The sequence below is a fragment of the Micromonospora sp. NPDC048169 genome (assembly GCF_040652815.1).
GTDB lineage: Bacteria > Actinomycetota > Actinomycetes > Mycobacteriales > Micromonosporaceae > Micromonospora.
This window is the reverse complement of the sequence record NZ_JBEZMS010000006.1, coordinates 87,321-111,645: the sequence shown is the minus strand read 5'-3', so window position 1 is coordinate 111,645 and position 24,325 is coordinate 87,321. Positions and strand designations below refer to the sequence as shown.

Annotated in this window: 22 protein-coding genes and 1 pseudogene; 7 read left to right on the top strand and 16 right to left on the bottom strand. The window is 72.2% G+C overall.

The features are described 5' to 3' along the window. Window positions 1-4 precede the first annotated feature (4 nt). Together AB0D28_RS07875 and AB0D28_RS07870 are read right to left on the bottom strand one after the other, a co-directional pair. Window positions 5-760, bottom strand: coding sequence for a phage Gp37/Gp68 family protein (locus AB0D28_RS07875; RefSeq protein WP_357383420.1), 756 nt, complete (start codon window positions 758-760; stop codon window positions 5-7). A 238-nt stretch (window positions 761-998) separates the two neighbouring features. Further along, complete coding sequence (locus AB0D28_RS07870; RefSeq protein ID WP_357383418.1) at window positions 999-2,117, bottom strand: glycerophosphodiester phosphodiesterase; 1,119 nt, start codon at window positions 2,115-2,117, stop codon at window positions 999-1,001. A gap of 106 nt (window positions 2,118-2,223) precedes the next feature. Between AB0D28_RS07870 and AB0D28_RS07865 the strand changes: the two genes are divergently transcribed. Next, a complete protein-coding gene (locus tag AB0D28_RS07865; protein WP_357383416.1) occupies window positions 2,224-3,558 on the top strand; it encodes a potassium transporter TrkG in 1,335 nt (444 codons plus the stop codon). Beyond that, window positions 3,548-4,216 (top strand): TrkA family potassium uptake protein, encoded by a 669-nt coding sequence (locus AB0D28_RS07860; RefSeq protein ID WP_357383414.1) that lies wholly within the window; start codon window positions 3,548-3,550, stop codon window positions 4,214-4,216. The genes AB0D28_RS07865 and AB0D28_RS07860 overlap by 11 nt, the downstream gene beginning before the upstream one ends. Before the next feature lie 108 nt (window positions 4,217-4,324). Here the strand turns inward: AB0D28_RS07860 and AB0D28_RS07855 are convergent, their stop codons facing one another. The 7 genes from AB0D28_RS07855 to AB0D28_RS07825 all read right to left on the bottom strand — a co-directional run bounded on the left by AB0D28_RS07855 (window position 4,325) and on the right by AB0D28_RS07825 (window position 13,116). Then, window positions 4,325-5,941 (bottom strand): serine/threonine-protein kinase, encoded by a 1,617-nt coding sequence (locus tag AB0D28_RS07855; RefSeq protein ID WP_357383412.1) that lies wholly within the window; start codon window positions 5,939-5,941, stop codon window positions 4,325-4,327. A 71-nt stretch (window positions 5,942-6,012) separates the two neighbouring features. Beyond that, window positions 6,013-7,545, bottom strand: a complete 1,533-nt coding sequence (locus AB0D28_RS07850; protein ID WP_357383577.1) for a fused MFS/spermidine synthase — start codon at window positions 7,543-7,545, stop codon at window positions 6,013-6,015. Between the two features lie 60 nt (window positions 7,546-7,605). After that, the gene (locus AB0D28_RS07845; RefSeq protein WP_357383410.1) at window positions 7,606-8,643 is read right to left on the bottom strand and encodes a hypothetical protein; all 1,038 of its coding nucleotides are present in this window, start codon (window positions 8,641-8,643) and stop codon (window positions 7,606-7,608) included. A gap of 184 nt (window positions 8,644-8,827) precedes the next feature. Then, complete coding sequence (locus AB0D28_RS07840) at window positions 8,828-9,637, bottom strand: inositol monophosphatase family protein (protein WP_357383408.1); 810 nt, start codon at window positions 9,635-9,637, stop codon at window positions 8,828-8,830. Continuing rightward, entirely contained in the window at window positions 9,630-10,082 is a 453-nt protein-coding gene (locus AB0D28_RS07835; RefSeq protein WP_210896790.1) for a response regulator, read from the bottom strand. Before AB0D28_RS07835 ends, AB0D28_RS07840 begins: the two co-directional genes overlap by 8 nt. After that, entirely contained in the window at window positions 10,079-11,845 is a 1,767-nt protein-coding gene (locus AB0D28_RS07830; protein ID WP_357383574.1) for an ATP-binding protein, read from the bottom strand. Before AB0D28_RS07830 ends, AB0D28_RS07835 begins: the two co-directional genes overlap by 4 nt. A gap of 32 nt (window positions 11,846-11,877) precedes the next feature. Then, window positions 11,878-13,116, bottom strand: coding sequence for a fused response regulator/phosphatase (locus AB0D28_RS07825; RefSeq protein WP_357383405.1), 1,239 nt, complete (start codon window positions 13,114-13,116; stop codon window positions 11,878-11,880). A 266-nt stretch (window positions 13,117-13,382) separates the two neighbouring features. On the opposite strand from AB0D28_RS07825, the gene AB0D28_RS07820 reads away from it, so the two are divergent. Beyond that, window positions 13,383-15,761: a M28 family peptidase gene (locus tag AB0D28_RS07820; protein ID WP_357383403.1), complete on the top strand. Its 2,379-nt coding sequence runs from the start codon at window positions 13,383-13,385 to the stop codon at window positions 15,759-15,761. Between the two features lie 69 nt (window positions 15,762-15,830). Here the strand turns inward: AB0D28_RS07820 and AB0D28_RS07815 are convergent. After that, window positions 15,831-15,965 (bottom strand): annotated as a pseudogene (locus tag AB0D28_RS07815) (NAD(P)-binding domain-containing protein); the annotation flags it as partial. Between the two features lie 32 nt (window positions 15,966-15,997). Here AB0D28_RS07815 and AB0D28_RS07810 point away from each other — a divergent pair. Beyond that, the gene (locus AB0D28_RS07810) at window positions 15,998-16,576 is read left to right on the top strand and encodes a YciI family protein (protein WP_357383401.1); all 579 of its coding nucleotides are present in this window, start codon (window positions 15,998-16,000) and stop codon (window positions 16,574-16,576) included. Window positions 16,577-16,599: 23 nt separating this feature from the next. Next, window positions 16,600-17,334, top strand: a complete 735-nt coding sequence (locus AB0D28_RS07805) for a hypothetical protein (protein WP_357383399.1) — start codon at window positions 16,600-16,602, stop codon at window positions 17,332-17,334. A gap of 156 nt (window positions 17,335-17,490) precedes the next feature. On the opposite strand, the gene AB0D28_RS07800 is transcribed toward AB0D28_RS07805, so the two are convergent. The 3 genes from AB0D28_RS07800 to AB0D28_RS07790 all read right to left on the bottom strand — a co-directional run bounded on the left by AB0D28_RS07800 (window position 17,491) and on the right by AB0D28_RS07790 (window position 19,029). Next, window positions 17,491-17,745 (bottom strand): Smr/MutS family protein, encoded by a 255-nt coding sequence (locus AB0D28_RS07800; protein WP_013288724.1) that lies wholly within the window; start codon window positions 17,743-17,745, stop codon window positions 17,491-17,493. Between the two features lie 59 nt (window positions 17,746-17,804). Beyond that, the gene (locus tag AB0D28_RS07795; RefSeq protein WP_357383397.1) at window positions 17,805-18,167 is read right to left on the bottom strand and encodes a tetratricopeptide repeat protein; all 363 of its coding nucleotides are present in this window, start codon (window positions 18,165-18,167) and stop codon (window positions 17,805-17,807) included. 91 nt (window positions 18,168-18,258) lie between these two features. Next, entirely contained in the window at window positions 18,259-19,029 is a 771-nt protein-coding gene (locus AB0D28_RS07790) for an ROK family protein (protein WP_357383395.1), read from the bottom strand. Window positions 19,030-19,114: 85 nt separating this feature from the next. Here AB0D28_RS07790 and AB0D28_RS07785 point away from each other — a divergent pair, with 85 nt between their 5' ends. Together AB0D28_RS07785 and AB0D28_RS07780 are read left to right on the top strand one after the other, a co-directional pair. After that, window positions 19,115-20,752: an ABC-F family ATP-binding cassette domain-containing protein gene (locus AB0D28_RS07785; protein WP_357383393.1), complete on the top strand. Its 1,638-nt coding sequence runs from the start codon at window positions 19,115-19,117 to the stop codon at window positions 20,750-20,752. Window positions 20,753-20,790: 38 nt separating this feature from the next. Then, window positions 20,791-21,108 carry a hypothetical protein gene (locus AB0D28_RS07780; RefSeq protein WP_357383391.1) on the top strand — a complete coding sequence of 106 codons (318 nt, stop codon included), beginning with the start codon at window positions 20,791-20,793 and terminating at the stop codon, window positions 21,106-21,108. A 111-nt stretch (window positions 21,109-21,219) separates the two neighbouring features. On the opposite strand, the gene AB0D28_RS07775 is transcribed toward AB0D28_RS07780, so the two are convergent. The 3 genes from AB0D28_RS07775 to AB0D28_RS07765 form a co-directional block, all read right to left on the bottom strand. Then, a complete protein-coding gene (locus AB0D28_RS07775; protein WP_357383572.1) occupies window positions 21,220-22,161 on the bottom strand; it encodes a cation diffusion facilitator family transporter in 942 nt (313 codons plus the stop codon). Between the two features lie 227 nt (window positions 22,162-22,388). Then, window positions 22,389-23,459, bottom strand: coding sequence for a sporulation protein (locus AB0D28_RS07770; RefSeq protein WP_357383389.1), 1,071 nt, complete (start codon window positions 23,457-23,459; stop codon window positions 22,389-22,391). A 148-nt stretch (window positions 23,460-23,607) separates the two neighbouring features. Continuing rightward, window positions 23,608-24,231, bottom strand: coding sequence for a TetR/AcrR family transcriptional regulator (locus AB0D28_RS07765; RefSeq protein WP_357383387.1), 624 nt, complete (start codon window positions 24,229-24,231; stop codon window positions 23,608-23,610). Window positions 24,232-24,325 lie beyond the last annotated feature (94 nt).

The window sequence follows — 24,325 nt, the reverse complement described above, 5'->3', positions numbered from 1 at the left end:
ACACCTAGGCCGACGCGAGCGCGCGGGGCAGCGGCATCTCGTCCCAGGTCCGGCCGTCCAGCAGCCGACCTCCGACCTTCGGGGTGCGCCCGCCCCATTGCTTGAAGAAGAAGGCGGTGCCGGCAGAGCTGCACTGATCCCGTAGGTCACGGACCCAGGCCGGATCCATCGAGCGGCAGCCCTGCCCGGACTCTCCTCCTGCGATCAGCCAGTCGATGTTGTCGAGATCTAGGTTGGACAGTGGACCGAGCAACGGCTCCGCCGAGATAAAGCGCACCGAAGCTGGCACCTCTCGCAGGTGGTCGACCCGGTCTCGGTGCGTGCCGTCCTCGACGCTCACGCCCATCCAGACATTCGCCGGCCAATCGAGGTGGTGGGCGACCTTCGCCAATCGCGCAGCTCGCTTGGTGAGCACCTGAAAGGTGTGCCGTGGCGTCTCGCGCATCACGGCGAACACCTGTTGGACATAGTCGAGGGGAACTCGGGCATGAAAGAGGTCTGACATGGAATTGACGAAAACGGTGCGCGGGTCACGCCAGCGGCGAGGAATGTCCAGGGCATCGGCGTGCAGGGCGACACCGAACCCGGGCCCGGAGGTACGCGGGTCGCCGTCGGTCTGGTATTTCGTCGAGCCCATGGCCTTGAGGCGCTTCGCGAGCGTCAACGCGTAGCAGTTGTCGCAGCCGGCGGAGATGCGGTCACAACCGGTGGTGGGGTTCCAGGTTGCTTCCGTCCACTCGATGGCGCTCTTGTCGGCCATGCGCCCTCCTCCGATCGCGAAGTGCCATCTTGTCGAACATCCGTACGTATGGGAAGGGTGACGCAGCTTTCCGACCGATCTCTCGCCTTCATTGTTCCCAACGATTCCCTGATGGCCCGGGTGGCGGGGCACCGGGCGTGCTCGCCGAGCGGAGGAGCAATGAGGGTGCCCAGATATGTCCGGACACCCTCACCCCTACGAGCCGCGGATTAGCGCCTCCCCGGCATGGACGCGCTGGTCAGCGGCCGACTCGGGCGGCCACCGCCGTGTCGGGGTGATCGCTGAACACGCCGTCCAGGCCCAGGTCGAAGAACAGCTCGTACTCGGACGTGATGTCGCCACGCGTGTTCGGGTCGGCGCCGATGCGGAAGTCCACGGGCAGGAACTGGTTCTCGGCCCGGAACGTCCACGCGTGCACCACCAGTTTCTGCCGGTGCGCGTCACGGATCACCGGGGTCGGCGCGAGCAGCCGTCCGGCCGAGTCGCGGGGCACGATCAGGTTCTTGTTCAGGCCGACGCCGTCGGCGTACCGGGAGATCCAGGCCAGTCCGGCGGGCGTGGCCAGGTCGGCGTAGGTCCGCTTGTCGCCGCCCGCGACGAAGTCGTAGGGGGTGCCGCTCGCGTCCATGAGCTGCACCAGCCGTACGTCGATCATCTTGTCGAGCTTGCGCAGGTTGGCGGTCTCGAAGCTCTGCACGAACACCGGGTCGGCGCGGTGGGTGAGCCGGTTGCGGCGCAGCACGGCGACCAGCGGCTCCTCCAGCGGGCGGCCGATCGAGGCGAAGTAGGTGGGGTGCTTGGTCTCCGGGTAGACGCCGATGGTCCGGCCCCGCGCCTTCGACTCGGTTCGCGCCAGGTCGATGACCTCCTGGAACGTCGGGATCTCGAACTTGCCGTCGAACGCGGTGTTGGCGACCCGCACCTGCGGCAGGCGCTCCTTGGCCCGCAGCGTCTTCAGCTCGGCCAGCGTGAAGTCCTCGGTGAACCAGCCGGTGACTGTCACCCCGTCGATGGTCTTCGTCGCCTTGCGGCCGGCGAACTCGGGGCGGGCGGCCACGTCCGTCGTACCGGAGATCTCGTTCTCGTGCCGCGCGACCAGGACGCCGTCCTTCGTCGCGACCAGGTCCGGCTCGATGAAGTCGGCGCCCTGGCGGATGGCGAGCCGGTAGGCCTCGAGGGTGTGCTCCGGGCGGTAGCCGCTCGCGCCGCGGTGGCCGATCACGATCGGCCGCTGGGGCACGCGGGTCTGCTCGGCGGCGTGGTGGTCCGGGCCGGCCTGGGCGGCCACTGCCGGCACCACCACAGCGGCCGCGAGCAGCGCGCCGGCCATGCCGAGGGCGGAAAGGGTACGTCGCAACGCCGTCTCCTGTCGTTGATGGGTACGCACAGCAGACCGGGTGTGGTTGACCGCCAGTTGGTCGGTTCCTGACCTGCCGGTGAATCTCCGGACGGAAGATGACGGGGTGCGCCGCCTGCTCCGGAAGCCCGTACGGCTGGTGCCGTTGGGATTCCTGGCGGTGATCCTGGCCGGCACCGGCCTGCTCATGCTGCCCTGGGCCACGAGCGAGCAGCGGTACACGCCGTTCGTCACCGCGCTGTTCACGTCCACGTCGGCGGTGTCGGTGACCGGGCTGGCGGTGACCGACACGCCGAACTACTGGACCGGCTTCGGGCTCGTGATGATCACCGTGCTGACGCAGCTCGGCGGTCTGGGCATCCTGACCGGGGCGTCGCTGGTGATCCTCGCGGTGTCCCGCCAGCTCGGCCTGCGTAACCGGCTGCTCGTGCAGGCGGAGACCGCCGAGTTCGGTCTCGGCGACGTACGCCGGCTGCTGGTGCGCATCGCGGCCACCGTCTTCGCCACCGAGGCGGTGATGACGGCGGTGGTCGCCGCGCGCCTGTTCCTGGCGTACGACTACCGGCCGGGCCGGGCGCTCTGGTCGGCGGTGTTCCACTCGGTCCAGGCGTTCAACAACGGCGGGTTCGCGCTCTACTCCGACGGCCTGATCGCGTTCTCCCGCGACGGGTGGGTGGCGCTGCCCCTCAGCCTCGGCGCGATCATCGGCGGGCTCGGCTTCCCGGCGCTGTTCGAGGCGGTACGCGAGTGGCGGCAGCCGGCGCGCTGGGCGGTCGCCACGAAGCTGACCGTCTGGGGCAGCGTGGTGCTGATCGTCTTCGGCGTCGCCTACCTGCTGCTGGCCGAGTGGGCCAACCCGTTCACGATCGGCACCTACGACGTGCCGGGCAAGCTGCTGGCGTCGTTCGCCCAGATCGCGCTGAGCCGTACCGGCGGCTTCGACGTGATCCACGTCGGCCGGCTCACCGACGAGAGCTACCCCATGCTGATCGGACTGATGTTCATCGGCGGCGGCAGCGCCAGCACCGCCGGCGGCATCAAGGTCTCCACGTTCTTCCTGCTCGGCTTCGCCATCTGGGCCGAGCTGCGGGGTGAGCTGGACACCACTGTCGGGCACCGCCGGGTGGCCACGTCCAGCCAGCGGCAGGCGCTGACGGTGGCGCTGCTGAGCGTGGCGCTGGTGGCCGGCGGGACTGTCGGCCTGATCGCGATGACCTCGCAGGTGTCGTTCTCGGCCGCGCTGTTCGAGGTCACCTCCGCGTTCAGCACCACCGGCCTGACAGTCGGGGTGGCCGGGCAGCTCTCCCCGCCGGGCCAGTACGTGCTGACCGCGCTCATGTACGTCGGCCGGGTCGGGCCGCTCACCCTCGGCTCGGCCATCGCGTTGAACACCCGTCGACGGCTGTACCGCTATCCGGAGGAGCAACCCATTGTCGGCTAGGCATCCGGAGGAGACGGGCATCGCGGTGATCGGCCTGGGCCGGTTCGGCTCGCGCCTGGCGGGCTCCCTGTCACGCCTCGGTCACGAGGTGCTGGCGGTCGACCGTGACCCGGCCCGGGTCCAGCACTGGTCGTCCGACCTGGACCGGGTGGTGCAGGCGGACAGCACCGAGGAGGCGGTGCTGCGCCAGCTCGGGATGGCGGACTTCCGCCGGGTGGTGGTCGCGATCGGCGCGTCGCTGGAGGCGAGCGTGCTCACCGTGCTGGCCCTGGCGGAGCTGGGCATCGAGCAGATCTGGGCGCGCGCCGTCTCGGAGAAGCACGCGAAGATCCTGCACTCGGTCGGCGCGCACCATGTGGTCTTCCCCGAGGCGGAGACCGGGGAGCGGGTGGCCCACCTGATCGTCAGCCGGATGCTGGACTTCATCGAGTTCGACGACGACTTCGCCATCGCCAAGATCAAGGTGCCCGCGCCGCTGGTCGGGCGGTCCCTGCGCGACATCGCCCCGCAGGACCGGTACGGCGTGATGGTGGTGGGCGCGAAGCAGGCCGGGGAACCGTTCCGGTACGCCGGGCCGGACACGGTGCTGGCGGCGGACAGCGTCCTCATCGTGGAGGGCGGCATCACCCAGGTGCAGCGCTTCTCCGCGTTGACCTGACGGCCGCGCTGACCTGATGGCCGCGCCGACCTGACCGGAGCCGCCGGCCTGACCGTCAGCCCTTCTTCGGCCCCTTGCCCTTGCCGTTCCCACCCCCCTTCGGCCGGTCTACCTTGCTTTTCCCTTGCCGTTCTCCTTGCCCTTGGCCTTGCCGGGCCCTTCGGCCTTGGGCTTCGGTTTCGGCTTGGCCTTCGCCGGCCCGCTCTTGGCGGTGGCCTTGCTGGCCGGCTTGACCGGCGTCCGCACCGGCGGCGCGGTGGTCGGCGCCGAACCGGCGATGCCGGAGACCTGCACCCCGCAGGAGCTGTCCCCGACCCGGAACTCCACGGGCAGCGTGTTGCTCCCGGTGTAGCGGCCGGCCAGCGTCAGCTTCGTCGACGCACCGGGTGCCAGCGCCGGGTCCGCCGCCGGTGCGGCGATCGAGACGGTACGCCCCGCCTGACGTGCCGCGGGCTGGGCCGTGGTGACCGTCTGCTTGCCGGGGAACGTGAAGTCCATGGTCCAGTCGCGCAGTTCCCGGTCGCTGGTGTTTGTGAGCGTCAGCTCGGCGGCGAAGTCCTTGCCGGTGTCGCGGCGCAGCGAGTAGTCGACTGCGCAGGGGATCGGCTCGGGCATGCTCATCCGCGCCTCGGTCGGCTCCACCCCGCCGCTGGCCGGGCTGCGGGACGTCAGCCCCCACAGGGTGGCGGTCACCGCGATCAGGCCGACGGCGGCCACGCCCGCCTCCACCTTGCGCCGCCGTGCCACCGCCCGCCGCGTGCGGGTACGCACCACCGAGAACGGCAGCGCGTCGGTCTCCGCCGACCACGGCAGGATGGTGGTGCCGGCGTTCTCGGCGAGCGCCGGGTCCATCCGGCCGAACGCCGGTGACACCGGCACGATCGCCGCGATGCCGGCCGCCTCGGCGAGCGTACGGGCCACCTCGGCGGTGGCCGGGCGGTCCTCGGGGCGCTTGGCCAGGCACCGCTGCACCAGCGCGGCGACCGGCTCGGGCAGCCCCGGCACGGCGGGCATCGGGTCCGGGTCGCGGTACATGTGCGCGCGCAGCATCTCGGTGGTGGTGCTGGCCTGCCACGGCAGGCGGCCGGTCAGCATGCGGTACAGCAGCAGCCCGACCGCGTACACGTCGGTGGCCGGGGAGACGTGGCCGTTGTCCAGCCGCTCCGGAGCGAGGTAGGCGGGCGTGCCGAGCAGCGCGCCGTCCGGCCCCTTGTCGCTCTCCCCCACCAGCGCCGAGATGCCGAAGTCGACGACCTTCACCCCGGTCGGGGTCAGCATGACGTTGCCCGGGGTCACGTCCCGGTGCACCACGCCACGTGCGTGCGCGGCGGCGAGCGCCGAGGCGACCTCCGCGCCGATGGTCATGGCCTCCCGCCAGGGAAGCTGCCCGTCGCGACCGAGCCGGCCGCTGAGCGGACCGCCGTCGACAAGCTCCATGACCACGTACGGGACGGTCAGGCCGACCTGCACGGACTCGCCGTAGTCGTACACGTTGGTGATGTTGGGGTGGCACAGCCGCGCCGCGGCCTGCGCCTCCACCCGGATCCGGTGCCGGAACGCCTTGTCGCTGGCCAGCCGCGAGGCCAGCACCTTGACTGCTACCTGCCGGCCCAGCACCTCGTCGTAGCCGCGCCAGACGACCGACATGCCGCCCGCACCCAACTGCTCGACGAGCCGATATCGCTCGCCGAGCAGTTGCACGCCGTTCCTGACCGGTCCACCCATGGTCGGTCCTGTTGCCCGAAGTGGGCCCCGGTACACCTCAGCGGTCGGAATCGGTCAGGAAAGTCACCCGTTCAGGCGGTCGCGAGGAGCTGGTCCACCGGCGCGTAGTCGTCGGTGAGCACCATCGCGTCGCCCACCCACTCGGTCACCTGCGCCTCGTTCATCAGCTCGGCCCGCTCCGGCAGCAGCTTCAGCCCGGGCGGGATCGCGTCCAGCGGCAGCGGCGCGTCCGAGGCGACGATCACGAAGTTGGCGCCCTGCTCCCCGTCGATCGCGCCCGGTGGCGCGATCAGCGCGACGTGCGCGAACTCGGCCTTCACGGTGGCCAGCTCGGCCCGGATGAACCGGCCCGGCGGGTAGTCGATGACGTTCTGCACGTAGATCCCGTCCGGGCGCAGCACCCGCCGGATGTCGGCGGCCATCTCCCGGGTGGCCAGGTGCCACGGCACCACCAGGTGCCCGAACGCGTCGCCGACGATGAAGTCGCGGCTGTCGGTCGGCTCGCCGCGCAGCAGCACCCGCGCGTCACCCACCTCGGCGCGCATCAGCGGGCCGGTGCGCAGCCCCAGCTCCCGCCGGTCCAGCTCGACCAGCCCGCCGTCCAGCTCGAACACCAGGTTGTCGGTGCCGGGCCGGGTCGCGGCCAGGTAGTTCGGCACGGTGAAGCCGCCGCCGCCGAGGTGCAGCGCGTCCACCGGCTGCCTCGCCGGCCGCGCCACGTCCGCGACCAGGCCGATCCACTGCGTGTACGCGTACTTCAGGTGGGTGGGTTCACCCAGGTCGACGTACGAGTGCTCGGCCGAGTTGAGGTAGAGCGTGCGCCCCTGCGGCCACGACGGGTCCACCTCGACCCGGGCGCAGTGGTACGCGGTCTCCACGTCACACGGGTTCGGTGCCGCGGCGGTCAGCCCGGCTGCGGCGAGGCCGAGCAACGCCAGCGCGGCCTTGACCCGGCTCGGTGTGGACGGCCCGCCTGCGCCCGCCTGCCGTCGCAGCCAGACGCCGAGCGCCAGCCCGGTCACCCCGAGCGCGGCAGCGAGCCCGAGCACGATGACGGAGCTGGACAGCGCGGCCACCAGCACGAAGCCGGTGCCGAGCGTGGCGGTGATGCCGCCGAGCGTGCCGATGCTGGACAGCTTGCCCACCACCTGGCCGGTGCGGCGCAGGTCGGCGAGCTGAAGCTTCACCACGAGCGGGGTGATACCGGCCAGCAGCGCCGCCGGCAGCACCACCGTCAGCGCGGTCAGCAGGAGCACCGCGCTCGCCGCGCCGCCGCGCAACACCTCACCGGCGTACCTGACGATCGGCAGCGTGACAGCGGTGGCGATGCCGGCGAGCACCAGCGCCGGGGCGAGCAGCGTGCGCGGGTCACGCCGGTCGGCGAGCCATCCGCCGAACCACGCTCCGTACGCGATCGCGGCGAGCGCCATGCCGATCACCGAGCTGGTCACCTGGAGGGTCACCCCGACGTACGGGCCGACCAGGCGCAACGAGACGGTCTCCAGCACCAGCACCGCACCGCTGGAGAAGAAGACGAGGAACGCGGCGAGCCCGTTGGGCAGGGCCCGGGGCGGAACCGGGGCGTCGGCCGCCGGTTCCGCCATGACGTCGGACGATGTGCTGCTCACCGTGGCGATGGTACGCAGCGGTCCTGGCGGGCCGGGTCAGTACATCGAGATGTGAACATGGTTTGTGTGGTCCGCGGCCGGGCTGCCGCCGCCGCTGTACGCCCGCCAGCCGGTGTTCGGCATCCAGATCTGCCGGTACCAGATGACGTACATGATGCCGAGCCGGTTGGCGTTGTTCTTCGCCCAGGCGGCGAGGCTGTCGCCGTACGCCTTGTCGCCGCCGGTGGCGGTCTTGTCCTCGAACCCGCCGCTGGCGGCGGAGAAGTCGCAGGCCCGGCCCTTGGGGTGCTCGCCGCCGCCGCCGCTGCGGTGGCAGGAGGCGTAGCGCTTGTAACCGGCGGCCTTGGCCTGCTGGAGCATGTGCAGCGTGCGCGGGGTGATGCAGCCGGACGCGGGCGTCGGGTCGTCCACCGAGCAGGACTCCGACGGCCACGAGCCGTCCGAGCTGCGCGGCGCGGGCTTCGCCGAGGAGGAGGTGCCGTTGAACCCGGACCCGCTGCCGGAGCTGACCTTCGCCAGCGCCACCTCGGCGTCCTTCTTCTTGCGGGCCTGCACCGCGACCTGCTTGGCCTGCTCCCGCACCTCGGCGTCGATGGCGAGCTTCGCCTCGGCCGCCTGCGCCTTCGCGTCGGCCAGCTCCCGCAGCCGCTTGCTGTCCCGCTGGGCCATCACGTCCAGCTCGGCCGCGCGCTTGAGGAAGTCGTTCGGGTCGGCGCTGGCGAGCAGCATCGACGTCGCGGTCAGCCGGCCCATCCGGTACGACTGCGCGGCCACCTCACCGGCCTGCTCGCTGAGCCCGACGAGACGCGTCTCGACGTCGGCGAGCTGGGCGGCGAGCGCCTTCTGCCGGCGCTTGGAGTTCTCCAGCTTGTTCTGGGCCTCGATGTGACCCTTCGCCGCCGCCTCCAGCGCCGCCCGCAGCTGCTTGCTGCCGCCCTCGTTCGGGGCGTTCGGGCTGGGTACGGCGGCGGCCGGTCCGGCGGCCACGCCGGAGCCGAGAAGCACGGCCACCGCGGCGAACACGGCGAGCAGCGACCGCCGGACGCGCCGGCCGGTAGGGCTGGTCCTGGGCACGTGATGGTCCTTCCGTCGACCGCCGGCCCCCGCACACCGAGCGGCGTCTCCGCCGGCGCCGGATGGCGGCCTGCTGGCGGAGACCGCCGGTCACGATACCGGACCACGCGCGAGACGCCAGGCCGGCGACGGCGTACGGCGCCAGACGTCGACGCAGCGTGCCGGGCTCGTCGCGCAGCGCCGCTCAACCGCCCAGCAGGGCGGTGCTCACCTCGTCCCAGATCTCCGGGCTGGCCGCGACCAGCAGTCCCCGGCCCTCGTCGGCCGGGTGGTAGTCGGTGCCGTCGAACCGGCGGGCCACCCCACCGGCCTCGCGCACCAGCAGGGCACCGGGCGTGTGGTCCCACGGCAGGGTGCGCCAGAACAGCACGAACTGCTGCGCGCCGGTGAGGATGTCCAGGTATTCGCGGCCGGCGCAGTGCTGGCCGGGCAGCAGCTCGCCGATGCGGCGCCCGCCCTCCTCCACCCGGCGGCGGAAGTCCGCCGGCAGGAACCTCGTCGTCGCGGTGCCGCGCAGCGCGCCCACCTGCGGCTCGGTCTCCGGCGACCGCAGCGCCGCGCCGTCCAGCTCGGTGCCGGCACCGAGCCGGGCCGCCGCCATCGTGCCGTCGAGCGGGTCGTACACCCAGGAGGCCACCGGTGCGCCGTCGGTGAGCAGCGCCGCCATCAACGCGAACGGGCGGCGGCCGGCGGCGAAGTTGGAGGTGCCGTCGACCGGGTCGACGAGCCACACGTCGCCGCTGCCGCGCACGTGCCGCAGCAGATCCGGGTCCTCGGCGACGGCCTCCTCGCCGACCACCACCGACCCGGGACGCAGCCGCCGCAGGCCCTCCGAGATCAGCACCTCGGCCTCGCGGTCGGCGACGGTGACCACCTCGCCGGGCGCCTTCTCGGAGATGTCTGACGCGTCGAGCCGGCGGAACAGGGGCACGACGACCTTGGCCGCCGCCTCCTTGAGCAGCGCGCCGACGTCGTCCAGCAGCGGGTCAGCCACGCGGCGGCAGCTTGACCACGCTGACGAAGAACTCGTCGATCTGGCGGACCACCGAGATGAAGCGCTCGAAGTCCACCGGCTTGGTCACGTAGGCGTTGGCGTGCAGCTGGTAGCTGCGCAGGATGTCCTCGTCGGCCTGCGAGGTGGTGAGCACCACCACCGGGATGCGGCAGAGCTGCGCGTCCTTCTTGATCTCCTTGAGCACCTCCCGGCCGTCGCGCCGGGGCAGGTTAAGGTCGAGCAGGATCAGGTCGGGCGTCACCGCGTCCGCGTACTGACCCTCGCGGCGCAGGTAGGCAAGCGCCTCCGCGCCGTCGGAGACGACGGTGAGGCGGTTGCGGAGCTTGTGCTCCTCGAACGCCTCCTGGGTCATCAGCACGTCACCGGGGTCGTCCTCGACGAGCAGGACCTCGATCGGGCTCTTGCCGTCCGCGGGCGCGGTCATCCCACCGTCTCCTTCATGCCACCGTTTGTACCGTGTCGGTCCGCCTCCGCGGGCGACTCTTCGCGTGCCTCGCCGTCCGGCTGCCGCCCGGCGCCCGCCGGGTCGGTCTCGGTGCCCTCGGCGGCCGGCGCCTCGGCCGGCTCCGCACCGTCCGCCGCGTCCCCGTCCGCGGCGTCCCCGTCCGCTGCCGCCTCCGCCGCCTTGGCGGCCTCGATGTCGGCCTCCAGCGCGGGCAGCGTGAACCGGATGGTCGTGCCCTCCCCGGCGTCGGTGTCCACCCAGACCCGGCCGCCGTGATACTCCACGATCTTCTTCACGATGGCCAACCCGATGCCGGTGCCCGGGTACGCGTCCTTCGAGTGCAGCCGCTGGAAGATCACGAAGATCTTGTCGGCGAACTCCGGCTCGATCCCGATGCCGTTGTCCCGGCAGCTGATCTCCCACTCGTCGTCCACCAGCCGCGCCGACACGTGCACCTTCGGCGGCACGTCGGGCCGGCGGAACTTCACCGAGTTGCTGACCAGGTTGACCAGCAGGTTTGTCAGCAGCGGCTCCTCGCCGCGAATGGTCGGCATCTCGCCCCAGGTCAGATCCGCGTCGGCGTACTGCAACGCCGCCTCGGTCTGCCCCGCCACGTCGCCCATCACCTTGTTCAGGTCGACCTCGGTGAAACCGGTGGTCAACCGGCCGATCCGGGAGAACGCCAGCAGGTCGTTGATCAGCCGCTGCATCCGCTGCGCGCCGTCCACCGCGAACGCGATGTACTGGTCGGCCCGCTCGTCGAGCTGCCCCGCGTAGCGCCGCTGGAGAAGCTGGCAGAAGCTCGCCACCTTGCGCAGCGGCTCCTGGAGGTCGTGCGAGGCGACGTACGCGAACTGCTCCAGGTCACGGTTGGAGCGGGTCAGCTCCTCGGCCTGCTTCTGCAACTGGCTGTTGACCCACTCGATGCGCTCCCGCGCCTCGCGTACCTCGTCCAGCTCGCGGGCGATCTTCATGCGCATCTGGTCGATGTCCTCGGCCAGCCGGCGGAACTCCGGCGGGCCGGAGCCCTCGATGTGGTGCCGGTAGTCGCCGTCGGCCACCTCGCGTACCTGGCTGACCAGGGCGGCCAGGGGGCGGATCAGGATCCGGTCCAGCGAGAGCAGCATGACCACGCCGGCCGTGGTCACCACCAGCGCGGCGACGATCAGCAGCACGACCAGCGCGTTGCTCGTCGAGTTGACGCGGTCGGCGGTCTCCTCCCGGACGGTGAGGATCTCGTCCTGGAGCGTGTTCACCGCCGACCGGATGCCGTCGAACTGCTGACGGGTCTCGTCGGTGATCAGCGCCTGGCCGGCCTCCGGGCCGTCCCGCTCGACAGTGGTGATCACCGGCTCGGCCACCTGGGCCCGCCACTGCGCGGTCTCCCGCTCCACCACGTCCAGCGACCGGCGCACGTCCGGATAGTCGGCGGAGAGGTCGCGGATCGACGCGGCCAGGCTCTGCTCCCGCTGCACGCCCTGCTGGTAGGGCTCCAGATCGGTGCGGTCACCGTTCACCGCGTACCCGCGCACCGAGGTCTCCTGGTCGAGCAGCACGCTCATCAGCTCCTGCGCCTGGACGCGCAGCGGGCCGGTCTTGAGCAGCACCGCGTCGATGTTCTCGCGGTTCTTCGCGGCGACCGCCGCCTCGGCGGCGGCCAGCCCGAGCAGCAGCACCACCACCACGCCGAGGAGCGCGACCACCCGCCGCCGCAGGGTCCACCCCTGCTGGTACGCCTTCACAGGTTCCTCCCCGTTGCCCTTCGCGCTCGCGCTCACCGTCCGCTGCCCCGCGTGACCAGCAGCATCGCCACGTCGTCGGCGAGCGGGCCGCCGTTTATCTGCTCGGCCCGCCCGACCAGCCAGGCGGGCAGCTCGGCCAGCGGCACCGCCCGGTTCGCCGGGTCGGCGAGCAGCCCGGTCAGGCCCGGCACGTCGAGGCGTTCGTCCCCGCCGTCCACCCGGCCCTCGATCAGGCCGTCCGTGTACATCAGCAGGGACCAGTCGTCGGTGTCGAACTCCAGGTCGAAGGCGATCGGGCGGCGTGGGCGTACGCCCAGCAGCAGCCCGCCCTTGGCCGGCACCGGCGCGACCTTACCGCCGCTGAGCAGCAGCGGCGGCGGGTGACCGGCGAGGCGTACGGTGGCCCGCGCCGACGCCAGGTCGAGCCGGGTGGTGGCCACCGTCGCGAAGATCTCCTGGAGTCGGCGCTCACTCATCAGCACCTGCTCCAGCGCGGGCAGCACCTCGTCGTCCGGCACCCCGGCCAGCACCAGCGCCCGCCAGGCCACGCGCAGTTCGACGCCGAGCGCGGCCTCGTCCACGCCGTGCCCGCACACGTCGCCGACGATGAGGTCGATGCGGTCCGGCTGGGTCTGCACCACGTCGTAGAAGTCGCCGCCGATCAGCGCGGCGTGCCGGCCGGGCCGGTAGAACGTGTGCACCGACACCTCGTCGGTGGTCATCAGCGGCTGTGGCAGCAGGCCGCGCTCCAGGCGGGCGGACTCGGCCTGGCGCAGCTCCACCTCGCGCAGCCGGCGGGCGTTCTCGTCGGCCCGCTTGCGCTCCACCGCGTACCGCAGGGCCCGGGTCAGCAGGACACCGTCGACCTGGCCCTTGACCAGGTAGTCCTGCGCCCCCTCGGCGACCGCGACGATGCCCAGGTGCTCGTCGGACCGACCGGTCAGCACGCAGACCGCGGCGCCGCTCGCCATCTCCAGCACCCGGCGCAGCCCGTCCAGGCCCTGCGCGTCCGGCAGACCCAGGTCGAGCAGGACGCAGTCCACGCCCATCACCCGTTGCCGGGCCTCGCTGAGACTCGTGGCGACCAGCAGGTCGATCATCGAGTTGGTCTCGGCGAGCAGCTCGCCGACCAGGAAGGCGTCGCCCTCGTCGTCCTCGACCAGCAGCACCCGCAGCCGCTCGCCCGGCGGTACGCCGCCGTGCAGCCCCGCCCCGGCCGACGGCACGTAGGCGGCACCCGACGCACCGGCCCCCCGGACCGGTCGGGTCACCGCCGCGAGTCGCGGGAGTTCGCTGGTGATGTCGGGCTCCTTCCGAATGCCCTGCTGATCCTGACTCAGACAACAGTCGCACACAACGCGACCGGCACCGGCGCGGCGGAGCGTGTGACCGGTCCACCTCCACAGCGGCACGGTCGACCCACGATGTTACGCGGCAACAGTTGTCGCACCGGCAGCGCACCGACCGAGGACTGCCGCCGCAGCCCTCGGGGGTGCAGGATGATCCCCACCCCGTAGATCCACCCCGAGGAGTCCCCGTGGGCGCACCCCCCACCCGCCCCGCCGACCGCGCGTTCACCAGGCCCCGCCGCCGGCCGATCGCCGCCGTGGCCGCCCTTGCCGCGCTGCTCGCCGTCGGGGCGGGCGTCCTGGTCGGTCTCGCCACCCCGGCGCCGCGTCCGGCGGACGCGCCCGCGGGCGAGTTCAGCGCCGCCCGGGCGTACCGGAACGTCCAGGTGATCGCGGCCGAGCCGCACGTGGCGGGCAGCGCCGCCAACGACCGGGTACGCGAACACCTGGTGGCGACGCTGCGCGGGCTGGGTCTGGAGACCGAGGTACAGGACGCGGTCGCGCCCGAGGCCGGGCAGTTGTCCGGCGCGGCGGGCGGGGCGACGCTGGCCCGGGTCCGCAACGTGGTGGCCCGGCTGCCCGGCACCGACCCGACCGGGAAGGTCTTCCTGGTCTCGCACTACGACTCGGTGCAGACCGGGCCGGGCGGCAACGACGACGCGGCCGGCACCGCAGCGATCCTGGAGGTGGCACGGGCGCTGACCACCGGGCCGCGACCCCGCAACGACATCGTCTTCGTGCTCACCGACGCGGAGGAGGCGTGCCTGTGTGGGGCCGCCGGGTTCGCCGGCGACCACCCGCTCGCCCGCGACGGCGGGGTGGTGCTCAACCTGGAGGCGCGCGGCTCCACCGGCCCGGTGATCATGTTCGAGACGTCCCGGGACAACGCGAAACTGGTCGAGATCTTCGGCAAGGCCGCGCCGCACCCGGTGGGCACCTCGTTCGCGGTGGAGATCTACCGGGCGCTGCCGAACGACACCGACTTCACCGCGTTCCTGGACCGGAAGTTCGTCGGGCTCAACTCCGCCTACATCGACGGCGGGGCGATCTACCACACCCCGCTCGACGTGCCGACCCGGGTGGACCGGGGCAGCCTCCAGATGCACGGCGACAACGCGCTCGGCCTGGCCCGCGAGTTCGGCCGTACCGACCTGGGCGACCTGCGCGCCGGGCACGACGCCACCTACTTCCCGGTGTTCGGCGCGCTGGTCCGCTACCCCGGCTGGCTGACCCTTCCGCTCGCGGTGGTCGCGCTGCTCGCGGTCGGCGCGCTCGGCTGGCTGCTGCGCCGCCGGGGCCGGGCCACCGCCGGCACGCTCGCCGCCGGCTTCGGCCTGGCCCTGGTGCCGGTCGTCGTGGCGCCGCTCGGCGCGTGGCTGCTCTGGGCCGCGATCACCACGATCCGGCCCGGGTACGCCGAGCTGCTCGACCCGTACCGCCCGGTCTGGTACCGGCTCGCGGTCGTGGCGCTCGCCGCCGCTGTGCTGTTCTGCTGGTACGCGCTGCTGCGCCGCCGCGTCGGCCCGGCCGCGCTGGCGTTCGGCGGGCTGGCGTGGCTCGGTGTGTTCGGGGTACTGCTCGCCGTGGCGGTGCCCGGTGGGGCGTACCTGACGACAGTGCCGGCGCTGGCCGGCGCGCTCGCCGGTCTCGTGGCGCTCGTCACCCGGCGTGACGGTCCGTGGCCGGTGGTGGCGGTGACGCTCGCCGCCTCGGTGGCGGTGGTGGTCCTGCTGCCGCCGGTGGTGCTGCTGTTCCCGGCGCTCGGCATGGGCATGGGCGCGGTAGCCGCGCTCGTCGCGGTGCTGCTCGGCCTCGCCGTACTCCCGGTGGTGGACCTGCTGCACCCCCGGGCCGGCGGCCAGCGCGGCCTGCTCGCGCTGCGCGCGCGCCGGCTCGGCGCGCTGCCCGCCGCGGCCGCCGCGCTGGCGGCGGTGGTGCTCGCCGGGGTCGGCCTGGCGGTGGACCGCTTCGACGCCGCGCATCCCGTGCCGACCCACCTGATGTACGCGCTGGACGCGGGCACCGGGAAGGCGGCGTGGCTCAGCCGGGAGGAGAAGCCACAGCCCTGGACCGACGGCTACGTCGACCGGAGCATCTCGGTCGCCGACGACTTCCCCGGGCTGGGCAACGGCGAGATGCGCGCCGGACCGGCCGACGCCGCGCCCCTGCCCGCACCGAAGCTCGAACTGCTCTCCGACAGCGGCTCGGGCGACCAGCGGGTGCTGCGCGTGCGGGTGACGCCGCAACGGCAGGTACGCCTGCTCACGCTGCACGTCGACACCACCACCGCCACCGTGCGGTCCGCCTCGGTGGCCGGGCGGGACGCGCCGGTCGAGCCGGGCGGCGGGAAGTGGGGCTTCGGAATCGTGTTCCACGCCCCGCCGCCGGAGGGTGTCGAGGTGACGCTGACGTTGACCCCGGCGGCCGGGCCGGTGAACGTGCGGGCCATGGACGCCAGTGACGGGCTGTCCGGGGTGCCCGGCTTCCGGCCTCGGCCGGAGGGTGTGGGCGTGGTCGGCTCGCACAGTTCGGAGATGCTGGCGGTGGCGCGCACGTACCCGCTCTGACCGCCGATTGATCGACTCCACCTCGCCGGAGTGGCGGTATCCCGCGTGCGGATACCGCCACTCGCGATCCCTGCCGGGCGTGCGGTTCCAGACCGTGGTGGCGATTCCGGCGTCCAGGAAGGCGCCGGCAAGCGCGCGACCCATCGGGCCCAGGCCGAGCACCGTGACAGACGCGCAGTCGAGCCCGTGGCTACGTTCGTTGATCGACGGCGGGCCACGTCCGCGAGACTCGGGGCATGGAGTTCTTCTGCTACCACCGCGATCGGCTCGGCTCGGCAGCTCTGCGTCAGGAACTGGTCGAGGAACACTGGTCCTACATGGACCGGTACGCGGGGCAGATGATCGCGCGCGGACCGACCCTCGCCGATGACGGCTCGCCCACCGGCAGCGTGCACATCGTGAGCCTGCCCGACCCCGCCGCCGCCCGGGCGTTCGCCTTCGACGAGCCCAACTACCAGGCCGGCGCGTACCGGGACGTGATGCTGCGTCGGTGGCGCAACATGCTGGGCCGCAGCATGTGGGACTTCCCCGGCGGCCGGACCGGTGGGAACCGCTACCTGGTGCTCGGCCTCGGCCCGGAGCAGAGCGGCGGCCCGGTGCTTCCGCAGCAACAGGACGAGCTGATCGCGTACGGGCCGCTGCTGTCCGACGACGGCGTGACATGGCTCGGTACGGCGGTGCTGGTGCGGGCGGCCGGGCCGGACGAGGCGCGCGCCGTGCTGGCCGACCGGTACGCCCAGGTGGAGTCGCACAACTGGATGTTCGGCGGACGCCCGGACCAGGGCGTCGCATCTCGGCGCAGCGAACGGGGGTGAACCCCGGTTGTAGGGTCGCGGAAGTGATCGACGCGATCTCGGCCGCCGTGGTGCGGCACCGACGTCCCCTCCTACTCGCGGGCCTGCTGGTGGCGGCCGGGAACGCCGCCGCCATGGGCTACGCCCCGGACGTGGCGCGGGCGTCGACCCTCCCGCTTCTCCTCCTCGCGCTGACCCTCCTGATCCTGGCAGTCATCCGCATGGGGACACGGCCCGCCGCTCTGGTGGTGTTGCCGCGAAACGCGGCCTTCGCCTCACCGGTCCCGGCGTGGCGGGTCCTCCTCGCCCTGGGGCTCCTCGGTCAGTCCTCCGCAACCGCCGGCTCATACCTGCGTTCCGTGGACGCGGGCACCGCGACCACGTCCGAGGTCGTCATCGGCCTGCTCTGGCTCGCGCTGATCGCGCTGCTGGTAGCCACGGCGTGGCGCGGGCACAGCGTGCGGCTCAGCCCGGACGGCGTACGCACGATGGGACTCCTCGGGTCGAGGATGATCCCGTGGGAGGCAGGGCCGCGCGTCGAGGGTCCGAGCAACGACACGCAATCCACCCTGCGGCTGCCGTTGACGATCGCGAACCCGGCGCTGGTACGGCGTCGTGGCCTGGTGGGCCGCCCCGCGATACCCGTCGACGGCGTCCAGCCCGGCTTCCTCGCATCCGTGATCGACCACTACGTCGCCCACCCGGACCATCGGGCCACCATCGGCACGCCTGACGAATACCGTCGGCTGGTCACCGACCTGCGGGGTACGGCCGGCTGAGCCGGCTGCCGGCATCACTCCGTCACCGCCACGCCGACCGCCGAACCAGTGCCAGGCCTCGGTGATCGCCACGAGATCGCGGCCGACGACCGGCCACAGCAGCTCGACTGCTTCGACGAGTTCGCCCACGTCACGGCACGCTACTGGCGTGCCCCACTACTTCCAGCGGAAGTGCACGAACAGCCGGCCGAAGTTCTTCGAGTCCTTCTCGACCCGGTGGTAGAGCTGCTTCACGTCCTTCTGGTCGAGGAAGCGCAGCACCTTCTTCTTCAGCGCGCCCGACCCCTTGCCCGGGATGATCTCCACGAGCGTGGCCTTCTTCGCGACCGCCTCGTCCATGATCCCGCGCAGCGCACGATCGATGTCGTGGCCCTTGTTGTAGATGTCGTGGAGGTCGAGCTTGAGCTTCACGGTCCCATCCTAGGTACGCGGAAGGGCAGCCCGGGCGGGCTGCCCTTCCGCGTCATCGGTCAACGACCGACCTTGCCCTCCACCCGCCGCAGCGCGGTGGCGTAGTCGGTGTTCGTCGAGTACATCGCGGCCGCGATGCGCAGGTGCCGCAGCGCGTCCGCCGGCCGGTTCATCCGCTCCAGCGTGCGGCCGAGCACGTGGTGCGCGTAGTGGTCGCTCGGGTCCCGGTCGACCAGCTCGCGCAGCTGCTCCTCGGCCCGGTTGAGCTGGGCCGACTGGAAGTACGCGCGGGCCAGCAGCTGCCGGACCGAGGAGTTGTCCGGCTCGGCCTCGATGATCGGTTCGAGCAGCCGGGCCGCTCCGGTCGGGTCACCCGCTTCGAAGAACATGGTCGCCCGCCGGTACTCCGCCAGAAGATCCACTCGACCCACCTCCCCCTCGTGTCGCGCCAGGCCCTAAGGTCCGACGCTGGCACAACACCGGCGCGAGCGCGAGTGTTCCTGCCGGCGAAGATCAGCCGGTCGGGTCGTACCGGCCGCCGATCAGCTCCCAGGCTCGGACACCACCGACGATTCCGGCAGTGTTCGGGACGATCACCACGTCGTCGCCCATCCGGGCCACCTGCTCGGGCCGGATCAGCCGGGAGTTGCCGCCGCCGAGATACAGCCGGTCCCAGCGGAACACCGGCCGCAGGCCGTCCACCACCTGCCGGATCCGCCGCGACCAGAACGCGTCGCCCAGGCGCCGCCGTTCCGGCTCCCCCACGTACGTGTCGTAGGTGGTGTTCCACCGCACCGGCGCGTGCGACAGCTCCAGGTGCGGCGCCAGCACCCCGCCGTCGAACAACGCGCTGCCAAGCCCGGTGCCGAGCGTCAGCACCAGCTCGCAGCCGGTCCCGGCGACCACGCCCGCGCCGTGCACCTCGGCGTCGTTCAGCACCAGCGCGGGCACGCCGAACGCCTCGGCCAGCGCGGTGCGCGCGTCGTACCCGGACCACTCGGCCACCAGGTCCGGGTCGACGCGGCTGCGCGGCCCGGAGCGGGTCACGTAGTGGGGCGTGGCCACCACGACGCCGTGCCGGATCATGCCGGGCATGCCGACTGTGAGCCGGTCCGCCGTGGGCAGGCGGGCGCCGAGATCCAGCAGCGTCTTGACGAACAGGCCGGGCGGCAAGGGGTACGGCGTGGGCACGCGAAGCGGCCGGGCGCGCATGGTCCCGGCGGCATCCAGCACGGAGGCCTTGATCCCGCCGCCACCACAGTCGATCGCCAGTGTGGTCACCACGGCTGTGAGTCTCCCTCAGATCGGCGCCGGCGCGGGCGCGGGTCACGGTAATCCGGATGCGCCCGCCGGTAGGCTCGGTCACCTGATGAGCGCCACGTTGATCGCCAAGGACCTCACCGCCGGCCACGGTGACCGCATCCTCTTCGAAGACCTCGACCTGGTCGTCGCACCCGGCGACGTGGTCGGCCTGGTCGGGGTGAACGGCGCCGGCAAGTCCACGCTGCTGCGTACCCTCGCCGGTCTTACCCCCCGCGAGCAGGGCTCGGTCGCGCTGAGCCCGCCCACGGCGACTGTCGGCTACCTGCCGCAGGAGCCGGAGCGCCGCCCCGGCGAGACGGTCCGCGACTTCCTGGCCCGGCGGACCGGGGTGAGCGCCGCGCAGGCCGCGCTGGACGCCGCCACCGAGGCGCTCACCGCCGGGGCGGCGGGCGCCGACGACGCGTACGCGAACGCCTTGGAACGCTGGCTCGACCTCGGCGGCGCGGATCTTGACGAGCGGGCCGAACAGGTCGCCGCCGAGCTGGGTCTCGACGTCGGCCTGGACCACCCGATGACCGGCCTGTCCGGCGGGCAGGCGGCCCGCGCCGGGCTCGCGTCGCTGCTGCTCAGCCGGTACGACATCTTCCTGCTCGACGAGCCCACGAACGACCTCGACCTGGCCGGGCTGGACCGGCTGGAACGTTTCGTCACCGGCCTGCGCGCCGGGACCGTGCTGGTCAGCCACGACCGGGAGTTCCTCACCCGCACCGTCAACCGGATCGTCGAGCTTGACCTGCACCAGCGGCAGGTCAAGCACTACGGCGGCGGCTACGCGGCCTACCTGGAGGAGCGGGAGGTGGCGCGCCGGCACGCCCGCGAGGAGTACGAGGAGTACGCCGACACGAAGGCCGGCCTGGAGGCGCGTGCCCGCACCCAACGGGCGTGGATGGAGAAGGGCGTCAAGAACGCCCGCCGCAAGGCCACCGACAACGACAAGATCGGCCGCAAGTTCCGCACCGAGTCGACCGAGAAGCAGGCCGCGAAGGCCAAGCAGACCGCCCGGCTGATCGAGCGGCTGGAGGTGGTCGAGGAGCCGCGCAAGGAGTGGGAGCTGCGGATGGAGATCGCCGCCGCGCCCCGCGCCGGCGCCGTCGTGGCCTCGCTCCGGCAAGCTGTGGTACGCCGTGGCGGGTTCACGCTCGGGCCGGTGGACCTCCAGATCGACTGGGCCGACCGGGTGGCGATCACCGGGGCGAACGGCTCCGGCAAGAGCACCCTGCTCGCCGCGCTGCTGGGGCGGCTGCCGCTGGACGAGGGGCACGCCGCGCTCGGGCCGGGTGTGGTGGTCGGCGAGGTCGACCAGGCCCGGGGACTGTTCCTCGGCGACCAGCCGCTGCTCGACGCGTTCGGCGCCGCCGTACCCGATCTGGCACCGGCGGACGTGCGGACGCTGCTGGCGAAGTTCGGGCTGCGCGCCGACCACGTCCTGCGGCCGGCCGCGACGCTGTCCCCCGGCGAGCGGACCCGGGCCGCGCTGGCCCTGCTCCAGGGCCGGGGCGTCAACCTGCTGGTGCTCGACGAGCCGACGAACCACCTCGACCTGACCGCGATCGAGCAGTTGGAGTCGGCGCTGGCGAGCTACCCGGGCACGCTGCTGCTGGTGACCCACGACCGGCGGATGCTCGACGCGGTGAGCGTGAACCGGCGGCTGCGCGTGGCGGACGGACGGATCGCCGAACACTGATCCGTGCCGACCGGCGCGCGGGGGTCCACAATGAGCGCATGCTCAAGTGGGAGTACGCGCTGCTGGTCCGCCGCCGCCAGGCCGCCGCCACCGACGCCGGGTGGGAGGTCGTCTTCATCTGGTACGGCCCGGACGGCTCCATGATCGACGTGACGCCGTACGGCGACACCGCGCTGACCCACCTCAACCGGGCCGGTGACCAGGGCTGGGAGCTGGTCGCGATGAGCGAGGACCCGTCGCTGCCGGGCAACAACGAGCTGCACCGCTACCACCTCAAGCGGCCGAAGACCGCACCCGCCCAGCCCCGCCAGCGCATGCGAGGCTCCCGCACGGTCCGCCGAACCCTCTCCCCCTAACCCCCACCCGCGCGATCTTGCGGTTTCGGCCCCTCGCTTGCCCTTTTTGCGAGCTTGGTCCGGGCCGAAAGTCCATGATCGAGCGGGCGGGGTCGCGAGTGCCGGGTGGGGTCAGGTGCCGGGGGCGGCGGCTGCCGGTGCGGGCTGCCGGTCGATGTCGGGTTCGAGGTAGATCGCCGTGGCGATGGGCAGCGCCCGGCGGATCCGCGCCTCGGCGTCGTCGATGGTGGCGGCGACGTCGGATCCCCGGTCTGAGGTGCTGATCGCGATCTTCGCCGCGACCAGGAGTTCCTCCGGCCCCAGGTGCAGGGTGCGCAGGTGGATGACCCGGTCGACGCCCGGGGTGGAGACCAGCTCGGTGTTGATCGTGCTCACCTCTTCGGGCAGGGCGGCCTCGCCGATGAGCAGGCTCTTCGTCTCGACGGCGAGGACGACGGCGATGACGACCAGCAGGACGCCGATGCAGAGGGTGGCGATGCCGTCGAAGAGGGCGTTGCCGGTGAGCACGCTCAAGCCCACACCGGAGAGGGCGAACAGCAGGCCGAGCAGGGCTCCGGCGTCCTCCAGCAGGATCACCGGCAACTCCGGGGCGCGGGCGTGGCGGACGAAGGAGACCCAGCTCCGCTTGCCGCGTACCTTGTTCGCCTCCTTCACCGCGGTCCGCAGGGCGAAGCCCTCCAGAGCGATGGCGATCAGCAGGACGGCGACGGCGATCAGCGGTGAGGACAGCTCGTGCGGGTCGCTGATCTTGTGGTAACCCTCGTAGACGGCGTAGAGACCGCCGAGGGTGAACAGGATGATCGCGACGATGAACGAGTAGACGTAGCGCTCACGGGCGTAGCCGAACGGGTGCAGCGCGGTCGGGGCACGGCGGGCCCGCTTGCCGCCCACCAGCAGAAGGGCCTGGTTCGTGGAGTCCGCGACCGAGTGCACGCCCTCGGCGAGCATGGACGCGGACCCGGTGATGCCGGCGGCGACGAACTTGCTCACCGCGATGCCCAGGTTCGCGGCCAGCGCCGTCACCACGGCCCTGGTGCTGCCCTCCGCAGCCATCGGCTGTTCCCCCTCGTCGTACGTCACGGTTTTGGGGGGTCAGTGTGCCAGCGGCCCGGCCGACCCGCCGACCGGGGTGCCGGTCGGGATTTCGGCCCGGCGGGCGGGGCGGAGCAGCCGACGGCCGGCGGCCCGGAAAGGTCTCCCGGGCCGCCGGAGACGGTGCTACCTCGTGCCGGTCAGGTCGCCGGCAGGTCGCCGCCGGTCCACTGCGGATGGCACATGAGTCACTCCTCTTCGCCGCCGCTCTCGTCGTCGCCGAAGGAGTCGAAGACCTCGTCGGCGACCATGCCGCCGGCGAAGCCGAGGGCGGCGCCACCGACCACGCCCGCGGCGACGGCACCCATGCCGGGGCCGCCGTGCCGCTCGTGGTGGTGCTCGTCCTTGTGGTGGCCGTACGCGGCGTGCCCGTATCCGGGAGCGCCGTACGCGGGCTGCCCGTAGCCGGGCGGCGGGGGCGGGTAGCCGGGCGTGCCGTATCCCTGGGCGGGCGGGGCGTAGCCGTGGCCGACGTGCCGGCTCTGGTAGCCGTCGAGTGCCTGGCGGACCCAGGCGTCGACCTGCGCCGCCCAGTCGACGCGGTCGGCGTCGGCGTGTGCGACGTGGTAGCGGCCGTAGGAGTCATGGCCGCCGGTGAACAGGCCACCGCGCTTGTCGAACTCCAGCACCACGTCGATTCCGTGCTCGTTCGCGACGAAGGTCAGCTCGACCTCGTTCACGCCGTGGGCGTACTGCGGGGCGGCGTAGTACTCGATCTCCTGGTAGAACGGCAGGCTCTGGTGCAGGCCGGAGATGTGCCCGCGTTCCAGGTCGGCGCCCTTGAACCCGAAGCCGAGCCGGCCGAACGCCTCGAGGACGCGCTCCTGCGCCGGCAGCGGGTGCACGTACACCGGGTCGAGGTCGCCCTTGTCGATCGCACCGCGGATCGCGACCTCGGTACGCAGGCCCATGGTCATGCCGTGCAGACGCTGCCCGTACAGGTCGGTCACCGGGGTCTCCCATGGCATCGCCACCTGGAACGGCAGCGACAACCGCTGGCCCTCGCGCAGGTGCAGAGCACCCGCCACCTGTACGCGGTGGAACTCGACGAGGGCGTCGTACTCCTCCTCCGCGCCGTCGATCTCCACCCGGGTGACCAGCCCGACGGTGATGTGGTCGATCTCCACGTCGTGGCTGCCACCGGTCAGGTTCACCTGCCCGCCCAGCATCAGCCCCGGGCGGGTACTCGGATTGGACAGGACCGTATCGACGCTCGGGCCGCCCACCCCGAACGCACCAAGCATCTTCTTGAACAGCACGAACCTCTCCCTCGACGACCGCCGTACGCGCGACACGCGGACCGTGAAACCCTTGTGTCACAACGACATCAACGGCGTCCATGATGGAGGCCGCCGAGCGGGGAAGCCAGAAACGCCACCTGAGAAGTAGCTGGGTGAATCCAGGTGGCTACCCTCCGGCGCCGGGGCGGAGCGCCGCGACGGCGCGCATGGCGACGTCGACGGAGGCCTGCAGGTCCTCGCGGCTCGCGCCGGCCGCGGCGTGGACGGCATGCCCCTCGCTGAGCGCCATCACGAAACGGGCGAGCGCCCGGCTGTCCATGCCGTCCGGGAGATCGCCCTCCTTCGCCGCGCGGGACAGCCGCTCCTCGAGCGCGGCCTCGGTGGCCGCCCGGCCGGCGGCGAGGATCTCGGAGATACGGGCGTTCTCCGGGGAGCAGGCGAGGCCACCCTGGATGGAGAGGCAGCCGGCGGGGTGGCCGCCGGCGGTCAGGTTGTCGGCGCTGGCGCGCAGGAAGACTTCGATCGCGGCGTACGCGGTCGGTTGTTCGAGGGCGGCGCGCGCGTTCGCGAGGTTGGTCTCGTGGTAGCGGTCGAAGGCCCGCTTGAACAGCTCCTCCTTGCTGCCGAACGCGGCGTAGAGGCTGGGCCGGTTGATGCCCATCGCCTTGGTGAGTGAGCTGAGCGACGCGCCCTCGTAGCCCTGCCGCCAGAAGACCTCGGCGGCCCGGTCGAGGACCGTCTGCTCGTCGAATGCCCGCGGCCGCCCGGGGGCCGGCGTCTCAGTACTCATGCCTCGACTATACCGCTCGGTACAGAACGTGACCCAGCCCACGAACCGGTCGGTACAGAATGCTGCTACGGTGAGCCGTGAACCGATCAGTACA